General features: G+C 36.0%; 22 protein-coding genes. 11 read left to right on the top strand and 11 right to left on the bottom strand.

Annotated features, from left to right (window positions below; translation table 11 throughout):
* Window positions 1-383 precede the first annotated feature (383 nt).
* On the top strand, window positions 384-3428 hold the full coding sequence (locus AC0OM3_RS27630) for an efflux RND transporter permease subunit (RefSeq protein WP_000375533.1): 3045 nt from the start codon (window positions 384-386) through the stop codon (window positions 3426-3428).
* A 44-nt stretch (window positions 3429-3472) separates the two neighbouring features.
* On the opposite strand, the gene AC0OM3_RS27625 is transcribed toward AC0OM3_RS27630, so the two are convergent.
* From AC0OM3_RS27625 to AC0OM3_RS27610, 4 genes are all read right to left on the bottom strand, one after another.
* Window positions 3473-3997 (bottom strand): P-loop nucleotide/nucleoside kinase family protein, encoded by a 525-nt coding sequence (locus AC0OM3_RS27625; protein WP_000465766.1) that lies wholly within the window; start codon window positions 3995-3997, stop codon window positions 3473-3475.
* A 135-nt stretch (window positions 3998-4132) separates the two neighbouring features.
* A complete protein-coding gene (gene pstA, locus AC0OM3_RS27620) occupies window positions 4133-5053 on the bottom strand; it encodes a phosphate ABC transporter permease PstA (RefSeq protein ID WP_000994135.1) in 921 nt (306 codons plus the stop codon).
* Between the two features lie 2 nt (window positions 5054-5055).
* A complete protein-coding gene (gene pstC / locus AC0OM3_RS27615; RefSeq protein ID WP_000676674.1) occupies window positions 5056-5946 on the bottom strand; it encodes a phosphate ABC transporter permease subunit PstC in 891 nt (296 codons plus the stop codon).
* Between the two features lie 70 nt (window positions 5947-6016).
* On the bottom strand, window positions 6017-6919 hold the full coding sequence (locus tag AC0OM3_RS27610; RefSeq protein WP_000245105.1) for a phosphate ABC transporter substrate-binding protein PstS family protein: 903 nt from the start codon (window positions 6917-6919) through the stop codon (window positions 6017-6019).
* Window positions 6920-7427: 508 nt separating this feature from the next.
* Between AC0OM3_RS27610 and AC0OM3_RS27605 the strand changes: the two genes are divergently transcribed.
* From AC0OM3_RS27605 to AC0OM3_RS27595, 3 genes are read left to right on the top strand one after another with little or no spacing between them, the layout of a single operon-like run.
* On the top strand, window positions 7428-7685 hold the full coding sequence (locus tag AC0OM3_RS27605; protein WP_000252992.1) for a FeoA family protein: 258 nt from the start codon (window positions 7428-7430) through the stop codon (window positions 7683-7685).
* Window positions 7682-8404, top strand: coding sequence for a FeoB small GTPase domain-containing protein (locus AC0OM3_RS27600; RefSeq protein WP_000033859.1), 723 nt, complete (start codon window positions 7682-7684; stop codon window positions 8402-8404). The genes AC0OM3_RS27605 and AC0OM3_RS27600 overlap by 4 nt, the downstream gene beginning before the upstream one ends.
* Window positions 8382-9782 carry a nucleoside recognition domain-containing protein gene (locus tag AC0OM3_RS27595; RefSeq protein WP_000443617.1) on the top strand — a complete coding sequence of 467 codons (1401 nt, stop codon included), beginning with the start codon at window positions 8382-8384 and terminating at the stop codon, window positions 9780-9782. The genes AC0OM3_RS27600 and AC0OM3_RS27595 overlap by 23 nt, the downstream gene beginning before the upstream one ends.
* A gap of 210 nt (window positions 9783-9992) precedes the next feature.
* On the opposite strand, the gene gerLC is transcribed toward AC0OM3_RS27595, so the two are convergent.
* From gerLC to AC0OM3_RS27560, 7 genes are all read right to left on the bottom strand, one after another.
* Entirely contained in the window at window positions 9993-11159 is a 1167-nt protein-coding gene (gene gerLC / locus AC0OM3_RS27590) for a spore germination protein GerLC (protein ID WP_000793363.1), read from the bottom strand.
* Window positions 11143-12267 (bottom strand): spore germination protein GerLB, encoded by a 1125-nt coding sequence (gene gerLB, locus AC0OM3_RS27585; RefSeq protein ID WP_000801999.1) that lies wholly within the window; start codon window positions 12265-12267, stop codon window positions 11143-11145. Before gerLB ends, gerLC begins: the two co-directional genes overlap by 17 nt.
* Window positions 12268-13746, bottom strand: coding sequence for a spore germination protein GerLA (gene gerLA / locus AC0OM3_RS27580; protein ID WP_003300032.1), 1479 nt, complete (start codon window positions 13744-13746; stop codon window positions 12268-12270).
* A 101-nt stretch (window positions 13747-13847) separates the two neighbouring features.
* A complete protein-coding gene (locus AC0OM3_RS27575) occupies window positions 13848-15320 on the bottom strand; it encodes a sodium:solute symporter family protein (RefSeq protein WP_000125940.1) in 1473 nt (490 codons plus the stop codon).
* Window positions 15317-15514, bottom strand: coding sequence for a DUF3311 domain-containing protein (locus AC0OM3_RS27570; protein WP_000719836.1), 198 nt, complete (start codon window positions 15512-15514; stop codon window positions 15317-15319). The genes AC0OM3_RS27575 and AC0OM3_RS27570 overlap by 4 nt, the downstream gene beginning before the upstream one ends.
* 1 nt (window position 15515) lies before the next feature.
* Window positions 15516-16691, bottom strand: coding sequence for an amidohydrolase (locus tag AC0OM3_RS27565; protein ID WP_000382121.1), 1176 nt, complete (start codon window positions 16689-16691; stop codon window positions 15516-15518).
* 132 nt (window positions 16692-16823) lie between these two features.
* A complete protein-coding gene (locus tag AC0OM3_RS27560) occupies window positions 16824-17534 on the bottom strand; it encodes a C39 family peptidase (protein ID WP_000734496.1) in 711 nt (236 codons plus the stop codon).
* Between the two features lie 375 nt (window positions 17535-17909).
* On the opposite strand from AC0OM3_RS27560, the gene AC0OM3_RS27555 reads away from it, so the two are divergent.
* The 7 genes from AC0OM3_RS27555 to AC0OM3_RS27525 all read left to right on the top strand — a co-directional run bounded on the left by AC0OM3_RS27555 (window position 17910) and on the right by AC0OM3_RS27525 (window position 25739).
* Window positions 17910-19316 (top strand): amino acid permease, encoded by a 1407-nt coding sequence (locus tag AC0OM3_RS27555; RefSeq protein WP_001075768.1) that lies wholly within the window; start codon window positions 17910-17912, stop codon window positions 19314-19316.
* 291 nt (window positions 19317-19607) lie between these two features.
* Window positions 19608-20483, top strand: coding sequence for a cytochrome aa3 quinol oxidase subunit II (locus AC0OM3_RS27550; RefSeq protein WP_001176167.1), 876 nt, complete (start codon window positions 19608-19610; stop codon window positions 20481-20483).
* A gap of 33 nt (window positions 20484-20516) precedes the next feature.
* The gene (qoxB, locus tag AC0OM3_RS27545; RefSeq protein WP_000762377.1) at window positions 20517-22451 is read left to right on the top strand and encodes a cytochrome aa3 quinol oxidase subunit I; all 1935 of its coding nucleotides are present in this window, start codon (window positions 20517-20519) and stop codon (window positions 22449-22451) included.
* Between the two features lie 13 nt (window positions 22452-22464).
* Complete coding sequence (qoxC, locus tag AC0OM3_RS27540) at window positions 22465-23067, top strand: cytochrome aa3 quinol oxidase subunit III (protein ID WP_000729317.1); 603 nt, start codon at window positions 22465-22467, stop codon at window positions 23065-23067.
* On the top strand, window positions 23068-23379 hold the full coding sequence (gene qoxD, locus AC0OM3_RS27535) for a cytochrome aa3 quinol oxidase subunit IV (RefSeq protein WP_000081349.1): 312 nt from the start codon (window positions 23068-23070) through the stop codon (window positions 23377-23379).
* A 220-nt stretch (window positions 23380-23599) separates the two neighbouring features.
* A complete protein-coding gene (locus tag AC0OM3_RS27530; RefSeq protein WP_000399958.1) occupies window positions 23600-25429 on the top strand; it encodes a monovalent cation:proton antiporter family protein in 1830 nt (609 codons plus the stop codon).
* A gap of 52 nt (window positions 25430-25481) precedes the next feature.
* Complete coding sequence (locus AC0OM3_RS27525; protein WP_003300023.1) at window positions 25482-25739, top strand: DUF4022 family protein; 258 nt, start codon at window positions 25482-25484, stop codon at window positions 25737-25739.
* Window positions 25740-25746: the final 7 nt, after the last annotated feature.

Genomic DNA, 25746 nt, shown 5'->3' with positions numbered 1-25746 from the left:
ACTATTATCCTCTCTACTAAAAATAGTTATTCTGATTGTATACTACTACACTTCATTCAACAAAATTGAATTTCACAATACCTTCCCAAATTTTCATTCTCTTCTATATTAAGGTTTATAATAATTATCCTTCTATAAAATAACTATACAAATTAGCCGTAAGAAAAAATCCCATCTACATTAAACAGTCACTCACGCGCATTATCCCCTTCCTTCTCATTCGAAAATTCCCCCCTACAAATTAACAACATTCCAATCCTAATATAAACTTAAGGGTATTGTTAGAATTTTTTTACATTTAATTAATGAAAAATATCCATTTTTTGTTATATAGTAAGAAAGGACGCACTCAACTATAAATAAACCAATGGAGGAATTATTTTATGGATAGGTTAACAAAGTTTTCATTAAAAAACCGAGCTGCCATTATCATCATGATCTTTCTCATTTCCATACTCGGTGTTTATTCCGGCTCTAAATTACCTATGGAATTTTTACCAAGTATCGACAATCCGGCAATTACCGTCACAACCTTATCTCAAGGACTCGACGCTGAAACGATGACAAAGGATGTAACTGACCCTCTCGAAAAACAATTTCGCAATTTAGAACACGTCGACACCATTACTTCTTCTACATACGAGGGATTATCACGTATTGACATTGCGTATACATCAAAAGCAAACATGAAAGATGCAGCACGCGAAGTCGAAAAAGCCGTCAATACAATTAAATTACCTAAAGATGTAACCAAGCCCGTAGTTAGTCAATTAAACACTTCTATGATTCCACTCGCTCAAATTACTATCCAGAAACAAAACGGTTTTTCAAAAGCAGATGAAAAACAAATTGAAAAAGAAATCGTACCACAACTCGAAAACATTGATGGTGTTGCCAACGTTATGTTTTTCGGAAAATCCACCTCTGAATTATCTATCGTACTTGATCCGAACCAATTAAAAAATAAAAACGTAACATCACAGCAGGTACTAACTGTTTTACAAGGAAAAGAAACTTCTACTCCAGCTGGGGCAATTACTGTTAATCAGGAAGAATACAACCTCCGCGTCATTGGGGACATAAAAAATGTAAATGCCATTAAAAACATCACTGTGGCACCCCAGGTGAAATTGGAAGACATTGCTCAAATTGAAATTAAACAACACTACGATACAATCTCACATATAAACGGAGAAGAAGGCACAGGATTAATCATCATGAAAGAACCGAGTAAAAATGCAGTTGCCATTGGAAAAGAGATTGATAAAAAAGTTAAAGAGATAGATAAGGAATATAAAGATCAATTTTCTATTAAACTTTTGGCTTCAACCCATGAACAAGTTGAAAATGCTGTTACTAACATGGGAAAAGAAGTAATACTTGGAGCAATCGCTGCAACTCTAATTATCTTAATCTTTTTACGTAACTTCCGAACAACACTCATCGCTGTTGTCAGTATTCCATTATCTATTTTATTAACACTCTTTTTACTACATCAATCTAACATTACGCTTAACATTTTAACACTCGGTGGTTTAGCTGTTGCAGTTGGACGTCTCGTCGATGATAGTATCGTTGTCATCGAGAATATTTTCCGCCGTTTACAAAAAGATTCTTTCTCTAAAGATATCATTCTCGATGCAACGAAAGAAGTCGCAGTCGCAATTACTTCTTCTACTTTAACAACGGTTGCTGTTTTTTTACCTATCGGCCTCGTATCAGGAGCAATCGGAAAATTAATGTTACCTATGGTATTAGCAGTTGTATATTCTATTCTATCATCCTTAATCGTTGCACTAACAGTTGTTCCACTTATGGCTTTTTTACTACTCAAAAAAACAAAGCATCGAAAGCCAAGTTCTTCATCACGATATGTCGCTACGTTAAAGTGGGCTCTTTCTCATAAATTCATTATTCTACTTACTGCATTTTTATTATTTGTAGGATCAATTGCAGCCTATATATTACTACCGAAAGCAAACATAAAATCTGAAGACGACACAATGTTATCTATTAACATGACATTTCCAGCAGATTATAATGCTGAATCTCAAAAACAAAAAGCATTTGATTTTGAAAAGAAATTACTTTCTAATTCAGATATAACAGACGTTATTTTACGAATGGGATCTAGCGCAGAAGATGCACAATGGGGGCAAACAACTAAAAATAACCTCGCTAGTATATTCGTAGTCTTTAAAAAAGGTTCTGATATTGATCAATATATTAAAGAGTTAAAAAAGGAAAATAAAACTTTTGAGCCTGCTGAACTTGATTATATAAAAACAAGTTATTCAAGCTCTGGCGGCGGCAATAACTTACAATTTAACGTAACAGCTACTAACGAAGCGAATTTAAAAGAGGCGGCTACTATCGTTGAAACAAAACTAAAAAGCATGGATGATCTTTCTAAAGTAAAAACAAATTTAGAAGACTCTAAGAAAGAATGGCAAATTCATATTGATCAAACAAAGGCTGAACAACTAGGTTTAACACCAGAAATAGCTGCGCAACAAGTAGCATTCCTTATGAAGAAATCACCTATTGGCGAAATTACAATTAATAACGAAAAAACTACTATTATGATAGAACACAAAAAAGAAAACATTAATAAACAAGAAGATATTTTAAATACAAACATACTATCACCTATTAATGGCCCAATACCTTTAAAAGACATCGCAACTATTTCAGAAAAACAAACGCAAACAGAAATTTTCCATAAAGATGGAAAAGAAACAATCCAAATTACCGCCGAAGCTTCAAATGAAGATTTGAGCAAAGTAAACACAGCAGTAAATAAAGCGATGACTGACTTAGATTTACCTAGCGGTGCAAAAGTAAATATCGCAGGAGCTACTGAATCTATGCAAGAGAATTTTACGGATTTATTCAAAATTATGGGGATTGCAATCGGTATTGTATATTTAATTATGGTTATCACCTTCGGGCAAGCACGTGCTCCTTTTGCAATCCTATTCTCCTTGCCGCTAGCTGCTGTCGGTGGTATTTTAGGATTAATCATTTCACGAACACCTGTTGATGTAAATTCCTTAATTGGCGCATTAATGTTAATCGGTATTGTTGTTACAAACGCTATTGTATTAATAGAAAGAGTCCAACAAAATCGGGAACACGGAATGGAAACAAGAGAAGCCTTACTTGAAGCAGGTTCTACTAGACTACGCCCAATTATTATGACAGCTATTACAACAATCGTTGCTATGCTCCCACTCCTATTTGGCCAATCCCAAGCAGGAAGTATGGTATCAAAAAGTTTAGCCGTCGTTGTCATTGGTGGTTTGGCAGTCTCAACTGTTCTTACATTAGTAGTCGTTCCAGTTATGTATGAACTGTTAGATAAAATTGGGAGAAAAAGACGCTCCCGTAGGAAAATCAGCACTTCTACAGAAACACCTGATATTTAAAAACAAAAGGCGTTATCTTCAAAAATGAAGATAACGCCTTTTCTCTACTTAATCATATAATGCATCATTTTTTCCACATATCGCTCTATAGGTTTACTAGAATCCACAATAAGATATTCATTATTTGAAGGTCTTTTACTACCATTTAACCACTTTTTAAAACCTACTTCCGACTCCACCTTTTCAATTTGACTGATCATACGCTTACGTGTTTGCAGTCTCCTATTAATCTCTTCCATATCATTAAGATAACACTCAATATATTTATATTTCACACCATGTTTATTTGATAGTTCAATCCCTTTTTCAACCATTCCCTCATATAAACACGGACTATCCAATATAACACTATGCCCTTGTTCTAAATAAGAATCAATCAATACCCATTCAGCATCATACGCAAGCCCTCCAACAATCGTTGATTCAATTCCTTTTACTTTTAATGATTTTAACAACGCGGATTTCAAAACATCATGATCTACAATTACAGCACCTGTTGATTTCGCTATATACTTAGAAACTGTCGATTTTCCTGACCCAGGAAAACCTGACATTTGCAGAAAAAACAAATTAAAACTCCTCTCTAAATTACATCTGTTCTTCTTTATAATTAATTACAAATTCAACAATCATTACATCCATTCCTTCTATATTAAAATACAAAAGAACCCCCTACTTATAAATAGAGAGTTCTCCTTTGTAACTTATGCCGCTTTTACCTTCTTCGTCGTTTTACTTTTTCTTTTCGTTCCTGTAAAACGCTTGTGTAATATAGACGCTACCAAGCGTGAAATAACATTGAATAATAATACCATAATAATTAATACAGCTGCAGATTTTGTCGCAATCAACTTCGCATCTGGAATAACTCCTTCAGAATTTAATTTCCAAATGTGAACCGCTAATGTTTCAGCTGGTCTAAACGGATTTAAAGGATGCGCAGGACTTGAGAAATCCGCTGCTGAATTTAAAATCGGCGATGTTAAACCCGCTGTGTAAATTAATGCTGCCGCTTCTCCAAATATACGACCCGCCGCTAAAATAATACCTGTAATAATTTGCGGTAATGACGATGGGATAATAATACGAGCAATCGTTTGCCACTTCGTTGCACCTAATCCAAGACTTGCCTCTTTTACATTATGAGGAACTTCTGAAATCGCATTTTCACAAACACGTGTTAAACCTGGTAAATTTAAAATAGTTAAAGCAAGAGCACCACCCATTACTGTGTATCCCCAGCCTGTCATTGTAACGAACACTAACAAACCGAATAAACCAACAACAATCGAAGGTAAAGACGCCATTGTCTCAATACATAAACGAACAAAATTTAAAAAACGTCCTTGTTTTGCGTACTCCGCTAAATATATTCCAGCACCTAAACCAAGAGGAATAGATATAACAAGCGTTATAACAAGCATGTAGAAGGAATTGAATAACTGTGGACCAATCCCACCACCAGCTCTTGTATTACTTGGTTCTCCAAACAAGAAATTAGGATCCCAAAATCCCCATCCCTTTTGCAGAATTTCAAACACTAAGAATACTAGTAAAGCTACAACAAAAGCTGCAACTGCATAAAAGATACCTGTCCAAACTTTATTTACCGTTCTTGCATTCATTATTATCGCTCACCTCTTTGCCCAATCGCTCGAATTACTAAAATAAACAGGAATGAAATAACAAGTAAAATCATCGCTAAAGTCCATAGCGCATTGTTCCAAGCAGTTCCGTTTAATGTATTTGTCATGTCCATTGTCAAAATACCAGTTAACGTTGCTGTCGGACTGTATATTCCTTCTGGTAATTTAATTGTGTTCCCGATTACCATTTGAACCGCTAATGCTTCACCAAAAGCACGCGCTAAACCTAAAACAATACCTGTTAAAATCCCTTTTTTCGCAGCAGGAACAATCACTCGGCTAACCGCTTGCCATTTCGTTGACCCTAAACCATAAGAAGCTTCTAAATAATCAAATGGAACAGAGCGTATTGCATCAGAAGCGATACTAGCAATAGTAGGTAAAATCATAATACTTAATACAACAATACCTGCAATTAAACTAAAGCCCACTCCTCCAAACGAATCACGTAATAGCGGCACTAAAATCGTAACCCCTAATAACCCGTATACAACCGAAGGAATACCAACTAATAATTCTAAAACAGGCTTCAATACTTTATTTCCAAACTTCGGCGAAATTAAATTCATGAATATAGCAAGAGCTATAGCAATTGGCGCACTAATAATAACCGCACCTAACGAAACCACTGTTGAACCTACAATGAAAATCAAAGCCCCGAAGGTTCCTTCGTCAGCATTTGGATTCCATTTTGTGGATGTTAACATCTCAGTAAATGAAATACCGCTTTGTGTAAAAGATTGAATACCTTTACCACAAATAAACGCGATAATAGCTAATGTAATTAAAACAATAAAAATACCACAAAACGTAACAAGCGATCTTCCTATATATTCACTTTTTACGTAATTAATTTGTTTTTTCCCCTTCATCACAGGTCAGACCCCACTTCATAGATTGAAATGAACAGGACTGGCCTTGCAGCCAGCCCCATAAACTTTATTACTTATTTAATTTAGACATTGGGATGTAACCCATATCTTCTACTTGCTTTTCAAAGTCTTTACCTTTTACATAATCAATGTAAGCTTTTGTTGCTTCTTTCGCTTCACCTTTTGTTACCATGTACTCGTAAGACCAGAATGGATATTTACCAGACGAAATGTTTTCAACTTTTGGTTCAGCACCATCAATTTTCACTGTTTGTAGTGCACCTTTTTTGTCGCCAACCATGTAAGACATCGCTAAATAACTTACTGAACCTGGAGTAGAGTTAATCGCTTGCTCTACTGCACCGTTAGAATCTTGTGTCGTACCAGTTCCATCATTAATCTTTGCTTCTTTCATAACTGTCTTTTCAAATGTAGCACGTGTACCAGATGAAGCCGGACGGTTAATTACGTTGATTTTTTCATCTTTCCCGCCTACCTCTTTCCAGTTTGTTACTTTTCCAGTGAAGATATCTTGTACTTGTTGCACTGTTAAGTTATCAACTTTTACATCTTTATTTACGACAAGTGCGAATGCAATACCCGCAACCTTGTTATCTACTAATTCTTTCGCTTTTTCAGCATCTTTTATTTTATCTCCTGATGGAACATCTGAATTACCAATTTGTACTGCACCCGATGCTACTTGGTTAATCCCAGTTCCACTACCGCCACCTTGTACTTGAATAGAAACTTTTGAATTTTTCTCCATGAATTTCTTTCCAGCTTCCTCCGCAAGAGGTAGAAGAGCTGTAGAACCAGCTGCTGCAATCGTACCTGATAACTCTTGTTTTGTATTATCGCTTCCTTTAGCAGTTTCTTTACTAGCTGTATCTTCTGCTTTCCCACATCCAACTAACGCTCCTGCCACCACTAAAGCTGCTAAAGAAAATTTAATACCTTTTTTCATAACCATGTCTTGTACCCCCATTTGGATTATCGCTTTTCGAATTCATTTTCTTTCGAACACAAATTCATTGTAGGACAACAATATTATGTGAGTGTTAAGCAATTTTTAATTTTAAGTAAATGACGATAATACTCTTTAAAAGCTAGGAATCCCAACATTTATAGTTAAAGAATCCAACAAAAACCACACTAACTATGCTGTAATGTAAATTTATTCTTAACAATGTAAATTCAATGTAAATGTTTTTCTATCTTTTCCCTTTCTAGTTAAAGTTAGATTTACAATTCCGCGCATTTTGTAACTTTTACACGCCTAATTTGTGAACATTAAAAAGAATTTCAGTAATATTTTTTAGTACAACTAAATAAATTGGAACAATTCTAAAATTAAATGAATATTTTTAAAGTACTAATTGACAACATAATCCAACGTGGTCTACTATATTACTAACAAAAAGTTTACCTTAGGAAACTTTTTAAACTTAAACTAACAATATAGAGATGAGGTAACTTTTATGGTATCGGCTAATACAAAACCACTTTCCGAATTTAGAACAGGAGAGTTTGTACAAATTGAGAAGATACAATTAGAAGGAACTATGAAACGACGTTTATTAGATTTGGGATTTATCCCTGGGGCAACGATTAAAGTATTGCAACGCAGTCCACTTGGAGATCCAGTTGCTTATCAAGTAAGCAACACAACTATTGCACTGCGCAAAGAAGAAAGTTCCCTTATTTTCGGGGTATTAATAGGAGATGATTTCAGATGAGCAAACATCGTATCGCTTTAGCTGGTAACCCGAATACCGGGAAAAGTACATTATTTAATACTTTAACAGGCTTAAAACAACATACTGGCAACTGGACGGGAAAAACTGTTTTAAAAGCTGAAGGGGAATATGAACATAACGGAAGTAAATATACATTAATAGATTTACCTGGAACTTACTCACTATATTCAAACTCTGCGGATGAAGAAGTAGCAAGGGATTATATTATATTTGAAAAACCAGAAGTAACTGTAGTCGTTGTAGATGCAACTGCAATGGAAAGAAATTTAAATTTAGCACTTCAAGTGATTGAAATGACGAGTAACGTAGTCATTTGTATTAACTTAATTGATGAAGCTGAGAAAAAAGGCATCGTTATCGATGAAAAGAAATTAGCAAAATCACTTGGTGTGCCTGTCGTTAAAATTTCAGCACGTAACCGAGTAGGTATTGGTCATTTGCTGAATGTTATTGCAAAAGTAGCAAATAAAAAACTAATTCCAACACCAATTAAAATTACTTACAGCGAAAAAATCGAAAATATGATTCAGGAATTAGAACCACAAATTTATAAAGTGTTCGGTGATACGTATCCAGCACGTTGGATTGCGTTACGTATACTAGATGGAGATAAAAATTTCTTAACTACACTTCAAAAACACCATAATGAACCACTTGTAAGGGAGGTCGTAATTAATGGAATCTCACTCAGCCAGTAAAGCTCTTCCATTAGACTATATTATTCAACATGCACAAACACTTTCAAAAGAAGATATACGAGATGATATAGTCGGAGATATTTACCGAACATCTGCAAGCATATGTAAAGAATCCGTCCAATATACAAATACTGATAAATTATATCGTTCCGAAAAACTAGATAAAGTTTTCACATCTCCAATATGGGGATTCCCAATTATGCTTGGTATTTTATCTATTATTTTTTATCTTACAATTGCAGGCGCTAACGTACCATCTGATATGATTGCCGAATTCTTCGGATGGGCCGAAGGATATTTAACATCTTGGTTCCAAGCAGCACATGCACCTGAATGGTTACACGGCATTTTAATACTTGGTTTATTCCGTGGTATCGGTGCTGTTATTAGCGTTATGTTACCACCTATGGCAATCTTTTTCCCTATGTTCGCGCTATTAGAAAACTACGGATACTTACCACGTGTCGCGTTTAATATGGACCGCTTATTCAAACGATCCGGTGCACACGGGAAACAATCTTTAACAATGGCAATGGGATTTGGTTGTAATGCAGCAGCCATTATGTCAACACGTATCATTGAATCACCACGTGAACGTATGCTAGCAATCTTAACAAACAACTTCGTACCTTGTAACGGTCGCTGGCCTATGTTAATTTTAATGGCCTCATTATTTATGGCTGCTGGTTATACAGGTAGTATGCAAACACTTGTTACTGCCGGCGTTGTAGTTGGAATGGTTGTAATTGGTATTATTATGACATTAACCGTTTCTTGGGTACTATCAAAAACAGCTTTAAAAGGCGTTCCAACTCACTACACACTTGAGTTACCGCCGTACCGTAAGCCAAAGGTTTGGAATACAATTGTGCGTGCAACACTCGATAAATCAGTCTATGTTTTAAAACGAGCTGTTGTTGTAGCTGCCCCTGCGGCTGCATTAACTTGGTTACTAGCTAATATTTTCATCGGTGATACAAGTCTACTTATGTATTTTGTAAACTTCCTGGATCCATTCGCTAAAATGTTAGGACTTGATGGCTTTATTCTAGCTGCGTTCATTCTTGGACTACCAGCAAATGAAATTGTTATCCCAATTTTATTAATGTCTTACTTATCAACCGGGGCTTTAACTGAAATAGATGATTTTAATCAAATTAAAAATTTATTCTTAGAAAATGGTTGGACTTGGTTAACAGCGTTAAACACAATGTTGTTCTCACTTCTTCATTTCCCATGTGGAACAACACTGGTTAACATATATAAAGAAACAAAAAGTGCAAAATGGACATTCTTATCGTTTGCAATCCCTACCGTTATCGCTATTGTTGTGACATTCCTCTCTACACAATTGGTACATTGGTTAGGGCTTGTATAAAGCAAAGCATACATAGAAGGTATCCCCCTTCACATATGCTTTGTATAAAAGAAACCTGAAATCATTCAGGTTTCTTTTTTTGCACATCAGTATTCCAAGGTTGCGCTCCATACGTTGTGAGTTTCTTATGAATAAAGTATATGGCTCCTGGAAGAATCGCTATTAATATTGTGCAACTAATTCCTAATCCAGTAAACAACTTCCATCACCTTACTTCACTTTCTTTGGTAATGCTGAACCTGAATGTTCAATTGTTGGATCAACGTGAACATTAATTTCAGCATTACTAAAATAATTCTGACCTTGATCCCAATTCTTACTAATTTTCTTCCACTCTTTATAATTATGCCTCTTATATACCTCTCCTAATTCCAATACATCTACCTTATATTTTTTTTGAACAAGCTGTATAGACTTTTCAATACGCTTCTTCATTTCCTTTGAAATCTCTTTCTTTAAAAACTTTTCATTCATCACTTGTTTCGGTTCATTAAAATGTAACTCAGCTAATATGCCTTCTGTGGACAAATGAATATCAAACTTCGGTTTTGTAGCATTTTCAGTAGACACCTGAATCTTTCGGCGCAACTTATGAATTTCATATGTAATGAGCTGATTCTTTTTACGAACAGTAAAGAAACCTCCAATTTTTTTACCTATTACATAGTTCATTCCTAATGTTTGTTCTCCACTCAAAGTTCCAACGCACTTATTATCCTTTCCACGGATCAATGCCGCTCCTTCCATTTGTACTCCTTGTTTAGTTAATCCTAAGAGAGGTAATGCAAAACTTCGATCTGCAATCATTTTCCCTTGTACCTCACCAATTCTCGCCGCCTCAATCATTTGAGCGTTTTTCGGAGGATGTTCAGCTAACATATCAATGTACTGCGCCGGTAAGTTTTCAGGTTTGGCGCTCTGTTTTAAAATAGATTCTGCATTTTTCTTGGAAACGAACAAACGAATATTTCTTCTCATTTCATGATCACGAAAATATACATCTAACGTATTTTGCAAAACATACGGATTCGCTAGTAATTCATCCGAAAAAATAATGACTTGTATATGCGGAAAAAATAATGTTCGACTAATTTTTTTAGCAATTATTCTTATTTGCTCGAAGACGCTATCTGCTTTCGCACTTACGTTAATATAATTTTCACTATCTCCATCGCCCTGTCCACCTTGTTGTGCTAACTTACTGGGAAGTACCATCTGATACGTCCCTTTCATAATCGGATTTGATTTCTTTTTCTTCACAATATCGTAAGCTGCGCCTACTACAAATCCTCTTTCTTCTATTTCTTCTAGTTCAGAACACCCACTTATAAATCCAGCTAAAACCATAACCATTATAATTTTAAGAAGGTTTTTCATTTCTACCATTCCTTCTTTTCATTTTATATACAATAAAAACTAGCAAAGGAGCTAATACGACAAACCCCATATCTATCCACGCTAAATACGTTCCGTAACTTGATAACGTATCTAAATTACCAGGGAGCATATTCAGCATAAAAATCAGAGGCGCGCTTCCGAAAATAAAAATATGTTTCTTCACTTTCGGAAACATGGCACAAAACAATAAAGATGCGACGTCATAATACATTGCTGTAGTGTTATAAATAGTAATAATCCAAGTCGTAAAAAAAATTGCATCGAACCTTTCTAAAAAGCCTCCACCAATTTCAATTTCTTTCCCTAATTCAATTGTTGGATATGTCAATCCACGAGTTGTCATATACGTAAAAACACTAATACAAGTTACATAAATTAAAATATATGAGAGCACATTTACTATCACGGCTTTTGCAACTGCCATTGGTGCCTTTTTCGCTGTCTTATCATTCAACAACACAGCATAAAACAGAGCTACCTCAAATCCAATAAATGTGAATATAGAATTTTTAACCCCAACAGCGTACTGACTTACTTCCGTTTGAAAAGCTGGAAATAAATTGTTTATTTCCATTAAATTTATATTCAATAAAGAAAGAAGCACTATCGCAATTAAAACAATAGGTAAAAATAGAACATTTAACCTTAATAAGGCCGCTCTTGATCCTGCTATTCCGTAAATAACAACTAGTAAGAAGAAGAAAGACAGTAGTTGTATCGGTGTCTCACTAAATAAATACGTTTGAGAAATAATTGAAATCATTCGCGATTCATATGCTGTCAAAGCAGCAAACGTTAATACTAAAACCATACTAATCGTGTATGCTACCGGCTTTGTCAAATGTGCACTCGTATATTGAACAAAGTTTTGTTTTGGAAATAAAATAGCCACCCTCGTTACAAACCAGCCTAAAACTGCACATATCAATCCACCCAAAAGCAAAATAATCCAACCATCTGAAAATAAAGTTTGGTTAGCAATATCCCTTGGCATAGATAATGCTCCTATACCAATAATGGTCGATGATACCGCAAACCCAATTTCCCGAGATCCAATTTCTTCATCGCCATACTCAAATGGTTTCAATTATTTTCGCTCCTTTGGACGTACTGTAGAATCTTTCGTTTGTAAATATTCCGGTCTCTCTTTCAACATTGATTTTGGCATGCGAATAAACTCCTCTTTCCAATCTTTATAAAATGCAGGAGCAATTGGAGTTGTATACGGTACACCAACACTTGTTAAATTTGTAATATGAACAGCAAGCGCAATAAGAGCTAGAATGATTCCATACAACCCAAAAGCCGTTGCTGCTAATACAAAGACGAAAAGTAAAATCCGAAACGTAATTGTGATGCTATACACTGGAAGTGAAAATGTAGCAATAGCTGTAACCGCAATAATGATAACTAAAAATGGATTTACAATTCCTGCATTCACCGCTGCCTCTCCAATTACAAGACCACCTACAATCCCAATTGTTTGCCCCATCGGTTTCGGCAACCTAATTCCTGCTTCTCGTATTAGCTCCATCGTTAATGCCATCATTAACGTTTCAATATATGCAGGAAACGGAACCCCTTCTCTTGCTCCAGCAATTGAATAAGCCAATTTAGAAGGAATAAGTCCTTGATGATATGAGACGAGCGCTACATACATCGCTGGCATTAAAATCGCAATTATACCAGAACCCATCCGCAAAATTCTTAATAAAGTCCCAATTACCCAGCGCTCATAATGATCTTCCACAGATTGAAAAATATCAACAAATACTAATGGCGCAATAAGAGCAAACGGTGATCCATCCACTAAAATAGCCGCCTTACCTTTCATTAATGAGGCCACAATATTATCAGGCCTTTCTGTGTTCAAAAATTGTGGAAACGGTGACAAATTATTATCTTGAATTAACTGCTCAATCGTTCCCGTCTCAAAAACGACATCTGTCACTATTGATTGAAGACGCCGATCTAACTCTTTTACAATGTAAGGATTAATAACGTCTTCTACATATACTAAAGTTACTTCTTTTTGGGATCTCTTCCCTATAATATAAGATTGAAATCTCAGCTTTGGGTCACGTAAACTACGGCGAATTAACATTTTATTCACGTTAATATCTTCATTTAATCCGATCCTCGGTCCACGTATTAAATCTTCTGTCACTGGTGGTTCTAAACTTCTCTTCTCCCAAGCCCTACTATTAATAACGATAGCAGTTTGAATATTATCAATTAATATAACTGTATCTCCCGCTAAAATCGCATTCATAATGTCTGGAAACTTCGTCTTTACACCAACTTCTGCGATAGAAATAAAACGATCCAATAACGTTTGAACAACGGCTTCCTCACTTGGAATTTCTTCGTATTGCAGCGTACGAACGACATATTTATAAACATTATCCTTGTCTGTTAACCCACATAAAAACACAACCGCACAACGTGTAAAACTCCCAGCAAGAGCAACTTCTCTAATTGTTAAATCATTAGGTGAACCTAACTCATCCCTAATTTCTTTCATAACTTCAAATAAGTTACCTTCAAGCTCTAACAATTTCCCCACCTAACTTCCTTTTCAACAAGTTTTTAGTTAGATTCCGCTAATAGAAGAAAATATATACAAAAAAGAGCTATCTCTTTTCAAAGATAGCTCTAATAAACGAATTACTTTTCTACTATTATGCTGTTTTTCTTTATAGATACACTTTTTGTAAATCCACTAACTACAAACATCACAATCATATTAATTAACAATGCGACTATACCTACATTTAAATCTTTTATAGACTGCGGAAAACTCGGAAACATCGTAGCTATATTAGAGCCCGATAAAGTGATATATGCAACAACTAATAACCCCATTCCCATTCCTGCAATCGCTCCTTGCTTCGTAATAACCTGACGTGGAAACAAGCTACATACAAGTGCAGGGAAAAGTTGTGTAACAATACTGTACCCCATTAATAGAAGGGCTCCTATTGTTTCTCCTCCTTTAAATGTAAATAAAACTGCTACGAGCGTTACTACAGGTACAAATAACTTTGCAGCTTTAGCAACTTGTCTATCTGAAGCAGATGGAACCATCGTTCGATAAATATTTTTCGCTAACAGTGTAGAAGCCGCCATAACAAGCATAGAGCCTGGAACTAACGCCGTTAATACTCCCGCACTACCAATAATTCCAATAAACCAAGGATCAAAAGTTTGTAAAGCAAGACGGAATAACGAAAGATCCACATCCGCTCCCTTTAACCCAGGAACTTGCAATATAGCAGCAAACCCTGCAAAAAATACGAAAAGTAACACTAAAGAATACAATGGCATAATTGCTGCATTTTTACGAAATACTTTTTCATTTTTTGCAGAAAAAGCAGAAGCAAATGTATGAGGCCACATATAAAAACCTAGGGCCGTTAATATAATAGTAGAAACAAACCAAGAAATACTCATTCCTTCTTCAGGTAAAGATAAAAATCCCGGCTTCGCTGCTTCTACAGCCTCAAACATAGGCTGAAATCCTCCATAATAATGATACGGTAAATATATACCTAAAAACATAACGATAAACAGTATCATAATATCCTTCAAAGCAGCCGTCCAAGCCGAACCGTGTATACCTGAAACCATTACATATATAGTTATAACAATAGCACCAATCCATACTGCAACAACAGGTGACACCCTTCCGTAAGAAGCTTCTGAAACGATAATCCCTAGTCCCTTTAACTGTAAAACAAGATATGGGATGATGGAAACAACACCAACAACTGAAACAATAAGTCCAAGAGCTTTACTTCTATATTTCTTCGCAAAAAAATCCGACTGCGAAACAAGGTTATGCTCTTTCGCATACTTCCAAATTGGTGGTAATAAAAAATACGATAAAAGATAAGCTAAAGCACCATATCCCAAAATATAAAAGGTAGGTGCTCCTTTACTATACGCCCAGCCGCTTCCCCCTAAAAATGTAAACGTCGTATAAATCTCACCTGCCATCAGGAGAAAAACAAAAATAGTGCCAAATCCTCTTCCCCCAACTGACCATTGCTCTAAATTCATATCTTTTCCATGTTGTGCCCGAATCCCTAAAAATAGTGCGAGAAACAAAAATAAAATAATGATAAGTAATGCAGTCATTTTACATCCTCCTTATTAGCAGGATCAAACACGTACACAAGCCCCATACAAAGAGATGTAATAAACACTGATAATAATACCCAAAATAATAAAAATGGCATCCCTAATACGTAAGGAGTAACTGAATTCGCAAATATTGGCCCAACTACTAAACAAAGAACTGGGATAAGCGCTAGAATGTGTATTTTCTTCATCTCATTCTCCTTTACTTATAAAGTTCATAATGGCTGATACAAAGACTTCCACTCCAATCGGTAATGCATCTTCGTCAATCGTAAAACGAGGGTGATGATGAGGATATATAATACCTTTCTCTTTATTTCCCGCTCCGATAAAAAAGAATGCCCCTGGTGCCTTTTGTAAAAACGCTGAAAAATCTTCTCCAGCCATCGTCGGCTGCAAACGAACAACTCTATCTCTTCCATAAAGTTGTAATGCCGTTTGTTCAATAAGCTCTGTAACTTCATAATTATTTACAACTGGTCGATATCCATATTCATAAGAAAACGTATATTTCGCTCCGTAAGATTCCGTAATATGCTTCACAATCCGCTCAATCTTCTTCTCTGTTTCACCTCGTAACTCATGTCTTAAACTCCTCACTGTCCCTTCAATCTCCGCTTGCTCTGGTATTACATTATGAGTTGTCCCCGCATGAAATTGCGTAACGGATATTACGAGAGAATCTAATGGATTCGTGAGGCGAGATACAATTTGCTGAAGTTGCGAAACGACTTGTGTACCGATTGCGATACTATCTACCGTTTCATGAGGGATTCCAGCATGTCCACCTTTTCCCTCTATCCTAATTTTAAAAACATCCGGTGCAGCCATTGCAGGACCATAAATAACGCCTATTTTCCCAACCTCTAACGACGCCCAAAGGTGAGCACCAATGATATAATCCACACCTTCCATTACACCTGCCGCAATCATCTCCTCTGCACCACCAGGAAAATTTTCTTCAGCATGTTGGAATAGAAAACGAATCTCCCCTTTAATCTTCTCTCTTGCTTCTACTAACTTATGTACAACCCCAAGTAATATCGCTATATGTCCATCATGGCCACATGCATGCATTACACCCGGATATTTAGAAATAAAGTCAAACTCATTTTCTTCATGAATAGGAAGAGCATCCATATCGGCTCGAACCGCAACTGTTTTGCCCGGCTGTTTACCTACTAACTTTGCCATCACACTATATTTAGTCGGCCGTGACACTTCTAAATATGGGCATTTCCGAAGTATATCGAACACAAACTGCGATGTTTTTTCTTCTTGAAAAGATAACTCTGGATACTTATGAAAATGCCTTCTCCACTCAACTAACTGATTTTTTGACAAAACAAGTTCCTTTGCAACATCCATACCCCTTCACTCCTTCTTCACCAAGTTAAATGTTATTATAACGTGAATTGTTAACTTTTAAAAGAATCTTCTGAATTTTCAATTACAATAAAACAAAAAGAAAAAGCCATCCAAAAGATGACTTTTTCTTTATTATAAAATAGTAATCGCTTGTTTTCCCATTTGCTCCCAAGCTTTCTCAAATTCTGCTCGTGGAACAGCCAAACGTGGATTATTTTTCAGAGGATCATTTACATATACAAAGTTTTGATCATATCCAATTACTACTGCACTATGCTCATAATATGTAATTTTCACTTCGCCTGAACTCGTATTCCATGTTTCAAAACTACTTTCAGCTAGCGGCTTAAACGTCGTATTAATAATGACCCATACCGGGGAGCCAGAACTAATTACTTTATATATATCTTGCATGTCTCTACCTGTTAAATTAATTACTTTTTCAGGAACATATTTTTCTGCTAAATCAAAGATTGGTTTATTGTATACACCATATCCAGGCTTTGCCTTTGTATAAATATTTCCTACAAATCCCTCGTAAGGATTTCCACGCAAACCATTTTGTTCAAATGGAACACGATAAATTTCGCTAGCAAGTTGCATCTTATCTACTTGTACACCTTTATATTGCAGCAACATAGCTAAACTTGTCACTTCACATCCTCGAGGTAATTCTGGTAATTGTTTAATAAACGGAACATCTTCAATCATAGCTGCTTCTTTCATTTCAGATAGAAACTCTAAGCGTAAAACTTGCGCCTTTTGCATGATTTTATCTTTCCCTATAAAAAATGCAGCAACAAGTATAATACCAAAAACAAAAAGATATTTTAACTTTTTCATTATAAACAAAACTCCATTAATTATTATTTTACAGACACAACTCTTATCATTGTACCTTTCTTCTTACTAGTTTGCTAGAAAGATCATGTGAATTATCGCTCATAAAATTAATTGTAAAAATTCTAATTATTTTTAATAAAAAGAAAAATAAATATACATTTCCAGAATATTTTGCTAAAATCAAAATTGTTAACATAGTGAAGATATCACCATGTTAACAAACATTCTTAGAGTATTTAGTCATAGTTCGTTTTTTACATACTCCATTCATTTCATAGCAAATAAACCGAGTGTGTGTTGCATCCCCCACTAATGATTAAAAACTCAGAATAAAATGAAGTTCACACATTCAAGAAAATACGGGGTGAGGGGCATATGAATCAACAAATTGAACAAACAAATTTAAAACGAACAATGAAAAGTAGACACCTATTTATGATTGCACTCGGTGGTGTTATCGGAACCGGGCTATTTATGGGATCTGGTCAAATCGTCCATAATGCCGGACCTGGTGGCGCTATTCTTGCATTTTTAGTCGGTGGATTTGTTATGTATTTAACGATGTTATGTCTTGGTGAATTATCTGTTGCTATGCCAGAAGCAGGTTCATTCCAAAGCTATGCAAGCAAATTCATTTCACCTGGTTTTGGATTTGTTGTCGGTTGGATGTATTGGTTAAATTGGGCTGTTACAGTTGGTGTAGAGTTAACAACTGTAAGTATTTTAATGAAACGCTGGTTTCCAGACGTTTCTTCATGGATTTGGTGCGTTACATTTGCAGCAGCGCTCTTCCTCGTAAACGCTTTATCAGCAAAAGCATATGCAGAAGCAGAGTTTTGGTTCGCAAGTGTAAAAGTCGCAACAATCGTTATTTTCATTGTACTTGGTGGGGCTGTTATGTTCGGTTTACTAGACTTTAATGGAAAGCCAGCTCCGATGCTTCATAATTTCACTGAAAATGGCGGGCTATTTCCAAATGGTGCATTAGCTGTTCTTCTTACGATGATTACAGTAAATTACTCCTTCCAAGGAACAGAATTAATCGGAATCGCTTCAGGAGAAAGTGAAAATCCTGAAAAAACAATTCCAAAAGCGATCAAAAATACAATTTGGCGAACTCTCTTCTTCTTCGTCTTAGCGATATCAGTTGTTGTAGGTTTACTCCCATGGCAAGAGGCTAATCTAGTCGAAAGTCCGTTTGTACTTGTTTTTGATGTAGCCGGTGTCCCATATGCAGCGGACATTATGAACTTTGTTATTATTACAGCTGTATTATCCGTTGCTAACTCTGGTCTATACGCAAATTCTCGTATGCTGTGGGCGATGGCAAAACAAGGAATGGCAAGCCCAGCATTTACGAAATTAACTAAAAAAGGTGTACCGCTAAATGCATTAATTTTCAGTCTGATTTTTGCTAGCCTTTCCTTATTAACAAGTGTATTTGCAGCAGATACTGTCTTTCTAGTTTTAACATCTATTGCAGCAATGGCTGCCGTTGTCGTTTGGATGTCAATCGCCGCTTCACAGTTTTTCTTCCGTAGAAATTTCGTGAAAAATGGTGGCGACATAAATGATTTAAAATATCGTACACCGCTCTATCCACTAGTTCCAATCGTAGCATTCTCGCTCAATTTCATTACATTTGTTAGTTTGGCTTTCATTCCAGATCAAAGAATTGCTCTTTATTGTGGCATTCCATTTATGATTATTTGTTACATTTTATACCAAGTTAAATATAAAAAAATTGTCACACTTGAACAGCCGCGAACTGTCACACGATAAATAAACTAAATATACAAAACATTCAGCTATCTTTCTTATGATAAGATAGCTTTTTTCTATTTCTTGGATATCCTGGTATAACTTTATTTATCTTAAAATTTTCACAATCACGTTTTTCTCTGGAAAATAGTTTACAATGTAATCAAGTTACAAATGATATTCACCTTAAAAAGTGTGCATTTGTGTCTATTTTTTAACAATATATCAAAAACTATTGCCTTCTATAAATTAATAGGTTTATATTGTTTTATTGGCATAGTTTCAATCCAAGGAGAAAGGAGATTTTCAATCGTGCAACTAAAGAAAGCGTTTTGGAAGTTGGCTTCGCTTCTTCCGTTATCATTACTTCTGTTCCTCGGTGGCTGTGATAAAAAACTCGCAGTATTAAATCCGCAAGGACCTGTTGCAAAAGCACAGTATGATTTAATTGTTTGGTCATTCTTGCTTATGTCATTAATTATCGCAATTGTATTCATTCTGTTTACAGTCATCTTGATTCGTTATCGTGAAAAACCAGAGAATATGGACTATGAGCCACCTGAACAACACGGTAACACATTACTAGAAATTATTTGGACGCTTGTTCCTGTTATTATCGTTATCGCATTATCGATTCCAACAGTAAAAGCAACTTATGCTTCTGAAGAGGTGCCGAAAGAGTCCAAACATATTAAACCAGTTGAAATTTATGTTACATCTGCAAACTGGAAATGGTTATTCAGTTACCCAGAGGAAAAAATTGAAACCGTTAACTATTTAAACATCCCAGCTGGTGTACCAATTCAATTCAAACTGACTTCTGTCGGCCCAATGAATGCTTTCTGGGTACCAGAACTTGGTGGTATGAAGTACACAATGGATGGCATGATTATGGATCTTTATTTACAAGCTGATAAGCCAGGTTCTTACCTAGGTCGTAGCGCGAACTTCTCTGGTGAAGGATTCACACACATGGAGTTCGAAGTTGAAGCAAAAACTAAAGAGAAATATGACAAGTGGGTTAAAGAAGTACAACAAACTGCTCCTAAACTAACAGAAGATAAGTACAACGAAATTGTTAAACCTGGTGTAGTTGGTCGTATGACATTCTCTAGTCACCACTTAAGTTATGTAGATCCAAAATCACTTGAATATTGTGATTACAACTACTACAAAAACAAAAAATAATAGCTATTATTCCAACAGATTGGAGTGAACACAGTGAAGCTTGATGAATTCTTTGTCACAGGTGACCCGATTATTTACGGTGCAGACGCTTCTATCGTTCTTGTGACATTAGCAATCATTTTCGTACTAACAAAGTATAAAAAATGGAAATGGCTTTGGGACGAATGGTTGACAACTGTTGACCATAAAAAAATCGGAGCTATGTATATTATTTCTGCGGTTATCATGTTATTCCGTGGTGGTATGGATGGTTTAATGATCCGTGCACAGTTAACATTCCCAGAAACAACTTATTTAAACGCTGAACACTATAACGGGATCTTTACAACACACGGTACAGTAATGATTCTTTTCATGGCAATGCCATTCGTTATGGGATTAATGAACCTTGTAGTACCATTACAAATTGGTGCTCGTGACGTTGCATATCCGTTCTTAAATGCTTTAAGTTTCTGGTTATTCTTTGTCGGAGCAATGTTATTCAACATCGCTTTCGTAATCGGTGGTTCTCCAGACGCTGGGTGGACTTCTTACTTCCCAATGGCAGGTACAGAGTTTACTTCTGGTGTAGGAAATAACTACTACGCAATTGCATTACAGATTTCAGGTCTCGGTACGTTAATGACAGGTATTAACTTCCTTGTTACTATCTTAAAAATGCGTACACCTGGTATGACTTTAATGAGAATGCCAATGTTTACTTGGTCAATCTTAATTACAACAATTATCATTATTTTCGCTTTCCCAGTATTAACAGTTGCTCTTGCATTAATGACATTTGACCGTCTATTCGATGCTCACTTCTTTACGATGGCGAGCGGCGGTATGCCAATGTTATGGGCCAACCTATTCTGGGTATGGGGTCACCCTGAAGTATATATCGTTATTTTACCGGCATTCGGTATTTTCTCTGAAATCATTAGTACATTCTCACGTAAGCGTCTATTCGGTTACAGTGCGATGGTATACTCAATGGTTGCAATTTCTTTACTAAGTTTCGTCGTATGGCTTCACCACTTCTTCACGATGGGTGCAGGTCCAGCGGTTAACTCATTCTTCTCGATTTCGACAATGGCGATTTCGATTCCAACCGGTGTTAAGATCTTTAACTGGTTGTTTACGCTGTATAAAGGACGTATTCGTTTTACAGTTCCAATGCTTTGGTCATTGGCATTTATTCCAAACTTCGTAGTCGGTGGGGTTACAGGGGTTATGCTTGGTATGGCAGCAGCTGATTATCAGTACCATAACAGCTACTTCTTAATTGCTCACTTCCACTACGTATTAATCGCAGGTACAGTATTCGCTATGCTTGCTGGATTTACATTCTGGTATCCAAAAATGACTGGTCATATGTTAAATGAACGCCTAGGTAAATGGACATTCTGGATCTTTATGAGCGGATTCAACATCTGTTTCTTCCCAATGTACTTCTTAGGTTTAGATGGTATGACTCGTCGTATGTACACTTACTCTGAAAGTCTTGGATGGGGATGGCTAAACCAAATCGCATCTGTTGGTGCGGTAATGATGGGTATTGGTTTCCTACTTCTTTGTTACAACGTAATTTGGAGTGCTCGTCACGGTGAACGTGACACAACTGGAGATCCATGGGATGGCCGTACACTTGAATGGGCTACTCAATCTCCTGTACAACATTACAACTTCGCGAAACTTCCTGAAATTAAAGAAGCTGATGCTTTCTGGTACATGAAGAAGCGCGGGGAAACAGTTACACCAGCAGAAGAAGACATCAAACCAATTCACATGCCAAGTAACTCTGGTGTGCCTATTATTGCGTCTGGATTCTTCGGTCTTGCAGGTTTCGCATTAGTATTTAGCTGGTTCTGGCTTGCAGCAATCGGCGGCATTGGTATTTTAGCTTGCTTAATCTATCGTTCATTCGATTACGATGAAGGTTACTATATTAGTGTTGATGAAATTAAAAAATCAGAACATGTAGCATGAGAGGTGAAATGATATGGCGGCTTTAGATAAAAGCTTACCTTTGGAATATCAATCCGAACAAAGCAGATTGAATATCCTAGGATTCTGGATTTTTCTTGGGGCTGAAATTATGCTGTTCGCAACACTTTTCGCCTCTTATCTAGTACTTGCTGGTCGTACGGCAGATGGTCCAACACCAGCACAACTGTTTGAACTTAAAACGCTTTTAATTCAAACATTACTACTTTTAACAAGTAGTTTCACATGTGGTATCGTGATTCACGAAATGCGTAAGCACAACCAAAAAGCGATGCTTGGATGGTTCGTCCTTACATTACTTTTAGGTGCAGGCTTCCTATTCTTCGAGATTGAAGAGTTCATTATGTATATTGGTGAAGGCGCAACAATTCAAACAAGTGCTTTCCTATCTGGATTCTTCGTTCTTCTTGGAACGCACGGAGCCCACGTAACAGGCGGTATCATTTGGGCAATTTGTGTTATTATCCAAATTTTAAAACGAGGTTTAACACCAGTTACAGCTCGTAAAGTATTTATTATCAGCTTATACTGGCATTTCCTTGATCTAGTTTGGGTCTTTATTTACACACTAGTTTACTTGAACGGGATGGTGGCGTAAATGAGTCAAAATAACAATCAAGCAAACGGGCATGCGCATAGCGGATTCCCTTGGTCACACGTTTTCGGATTTATTTTATCGCTTGCACTAACGTTTCTAGCTCTATACGTGGCACTTTACACAAACCTGCCACTATCAACGATCTTAACTACCATTATCATAATGGCTGTTGCGCAAGCGTTGTTACAATTAATTATGTTCATGCATTTAAAAGAAGGAGAAGGAAGAGTTCAAATTCTTACTATGATCTACAGTTTCTTCGTTGCAACCGCAACTGTTGGTTTAACTGTATGGATCTTCTTCTCAATGTAATGTACATGAAAAGGACTGCTGAGATTGCTCAGCAGTCCTTTTTTATCCTCTCCCCTATTACATCCACATTACGGAATTAACAACATAATCATGAAAAATATACTTATTATGACAAATGTTAAGAAAACTCTTTCTTTATGAAATCGAATCCATATGCGTTGCTTTTCTACCTATTATATGGCTAAATAGGTACTATATTTATTTGAAGGGAGAGAACGCAATGGAACATCATACTTCTGTTCTATCACTTATGGTTGTCGTTGCAATCGCGTTTTTCGTTCCCCTTTTGTTACAACGCTTTAAATTAAAAGCACTTCCTGTGGTCGTTGCAGAAATTATTGCAGGAATCTTTGTAGGTAAAAGTGGGTTTAATATTATTGAGCCAGATATATGGCTTCAAGTTTTATCAACATTAGGATTTATCTTCCTCATGTTCTTAAGCGGTTTAGAAATTGATTTTTCTATCTTTAAACAAAAAGGGAAAAAGAATACGACAAACGAACCAAATACATTTCAAGCAGCAAGCATTATCTTCTTATTTATTTTCATCTTATCTTATGCCCTATCATTACTATTCGTATGGCTAGGATTCGTAGATAATGCAATGTTCATGACTTTAATTATTTCAACTATTTCTTTAGGTGTTGTTGTACCAACATTAAAAGAGAACAACCTAGGAAAAACTGCAATCGGACAAATCATTTTATTAGTTGCTGTTATTGCAGATTTAGTTACAATGATTTTACTCGCTGTTTTCGTCGGATTAAATTCCGAAAGCGGCCAAAGTATGTGGCTCTTACTTATTCTATTCGGTGCCGGTATTATCATTTACTTTATTGCAAAACGCTTTAAAAACATTCCATACTTAGATAGTTTAAAAGCTGGTAGTGTACAAATTGATACACGAGCTGTTTTTGCACTCATTTTAATCTTAGTTGGGTTATCGGAATCTGTTGGAGCAGAAAATATTTTAGGAGCCTTCTTAGCAGGTGTACTTGTATCGTTATTATCACCAAATGAAGATATGGTGGAAAAACTTGATTCTATCGGCTATGGTTTCTTCATCCCTATTTTCTTCGTAATGGTTGGTGTAAATCTAGAGGTGTGGTCTATTTTCAAAGAACCTTCTAGCATGCTAATGATCCCAATCTTAATTGTAGGACTCTTTATTTCGAAACTCTTACCATCACTCGTCTTAAGAAAATGGTATCCACGTAATATCGTACTTGGAAGTGCAATTTTATTAACATCGACACTTTCTTTAGTTATTGCGGCTGCACAAATTGGTGAAAAACTGGGGATTATCAGTCCAAGTTTATCTGCCTCTCTTATTTTAAGCGCAGTTATTACTTGTATTTTTGCACCTATATTGTTTAAAAAAATGTTCCCAAAAGTAGAAACACCAAAACCAAAAGTAGCTATTATTGGCGCGAGCAGAATTACCCTTCCGTTATCACTAGATTTAAAACGAGAAGATTATGACGTAACGCTATATATGATGCGGCAAAACAAAATAAATGATGAAGAAGCGAAATCACACGACTTTCCTATCGTGAAATTAGATGATATTACAATCGCATCATTAACTGAACAAACAGCATTTGATGCAGATCGCGTCGTTGTTGCAACAAGCGATGATGAACAAAACTTATTATTGGCAGAACATGCAAAAGAGCTAGGTGTTGAACATGTTATTGCAAGTGTAGAAGATCCACTTCTACAAGAAAAAGCAACGCAAGAACATATCGCTGTATTCTCAACAATTAACTCTACACGTATTTTATTACGTGCACTTATTGATAAACCTAGTCTCGTTCGCTTAATTACAACAGCAAACGAAACAGTACGTGAAGTTGAACTGCGCAGCAATAAATATAACGGCGTTGCGCTTCGCCGCCTCCCGTTTTTAGGTGATGTACTTGTCATTCAAATCTACCGCGGTAACAAAGCATTAATACCACATGGTGATACAAGACTACAACACGGTGACACATTACTTGTAACAGGTTCAAAAGAACATATCGATACACTAAAAAACATATTAGAGTAAAAAAATGCCCCTCACATAATTGAGGGGCATTTTTTTAACTTCATATGGTAAAATGTTACTATCACATATTATGAGGATGGATCACATTATGTCTATTGTAACTTTAGCTCTTTTATTATTAGCAGAAATACTCATTGCCATTATTCTCATCGGTGTTAGTATTGAGATTTGTAGTTACGGATGGAAAAAATCGAATGGAATAAAATATTCTTGCCTCCTACTTTCACTCCTTCTCGGAACTGCTAGCATACTCGGACTTCTCGCCGCACCTGCTTATTTCTTTATACAATTAACAGAAAAAGCCTTATAAGAAAGGA

Source organism: Bacillus sp. FAU20, assembly GCF_056033865.1.
Note: the sequence above shows the minus strand (reverse complement) of the source record. Positions and strands in the feature narration are given on the sequence as shown.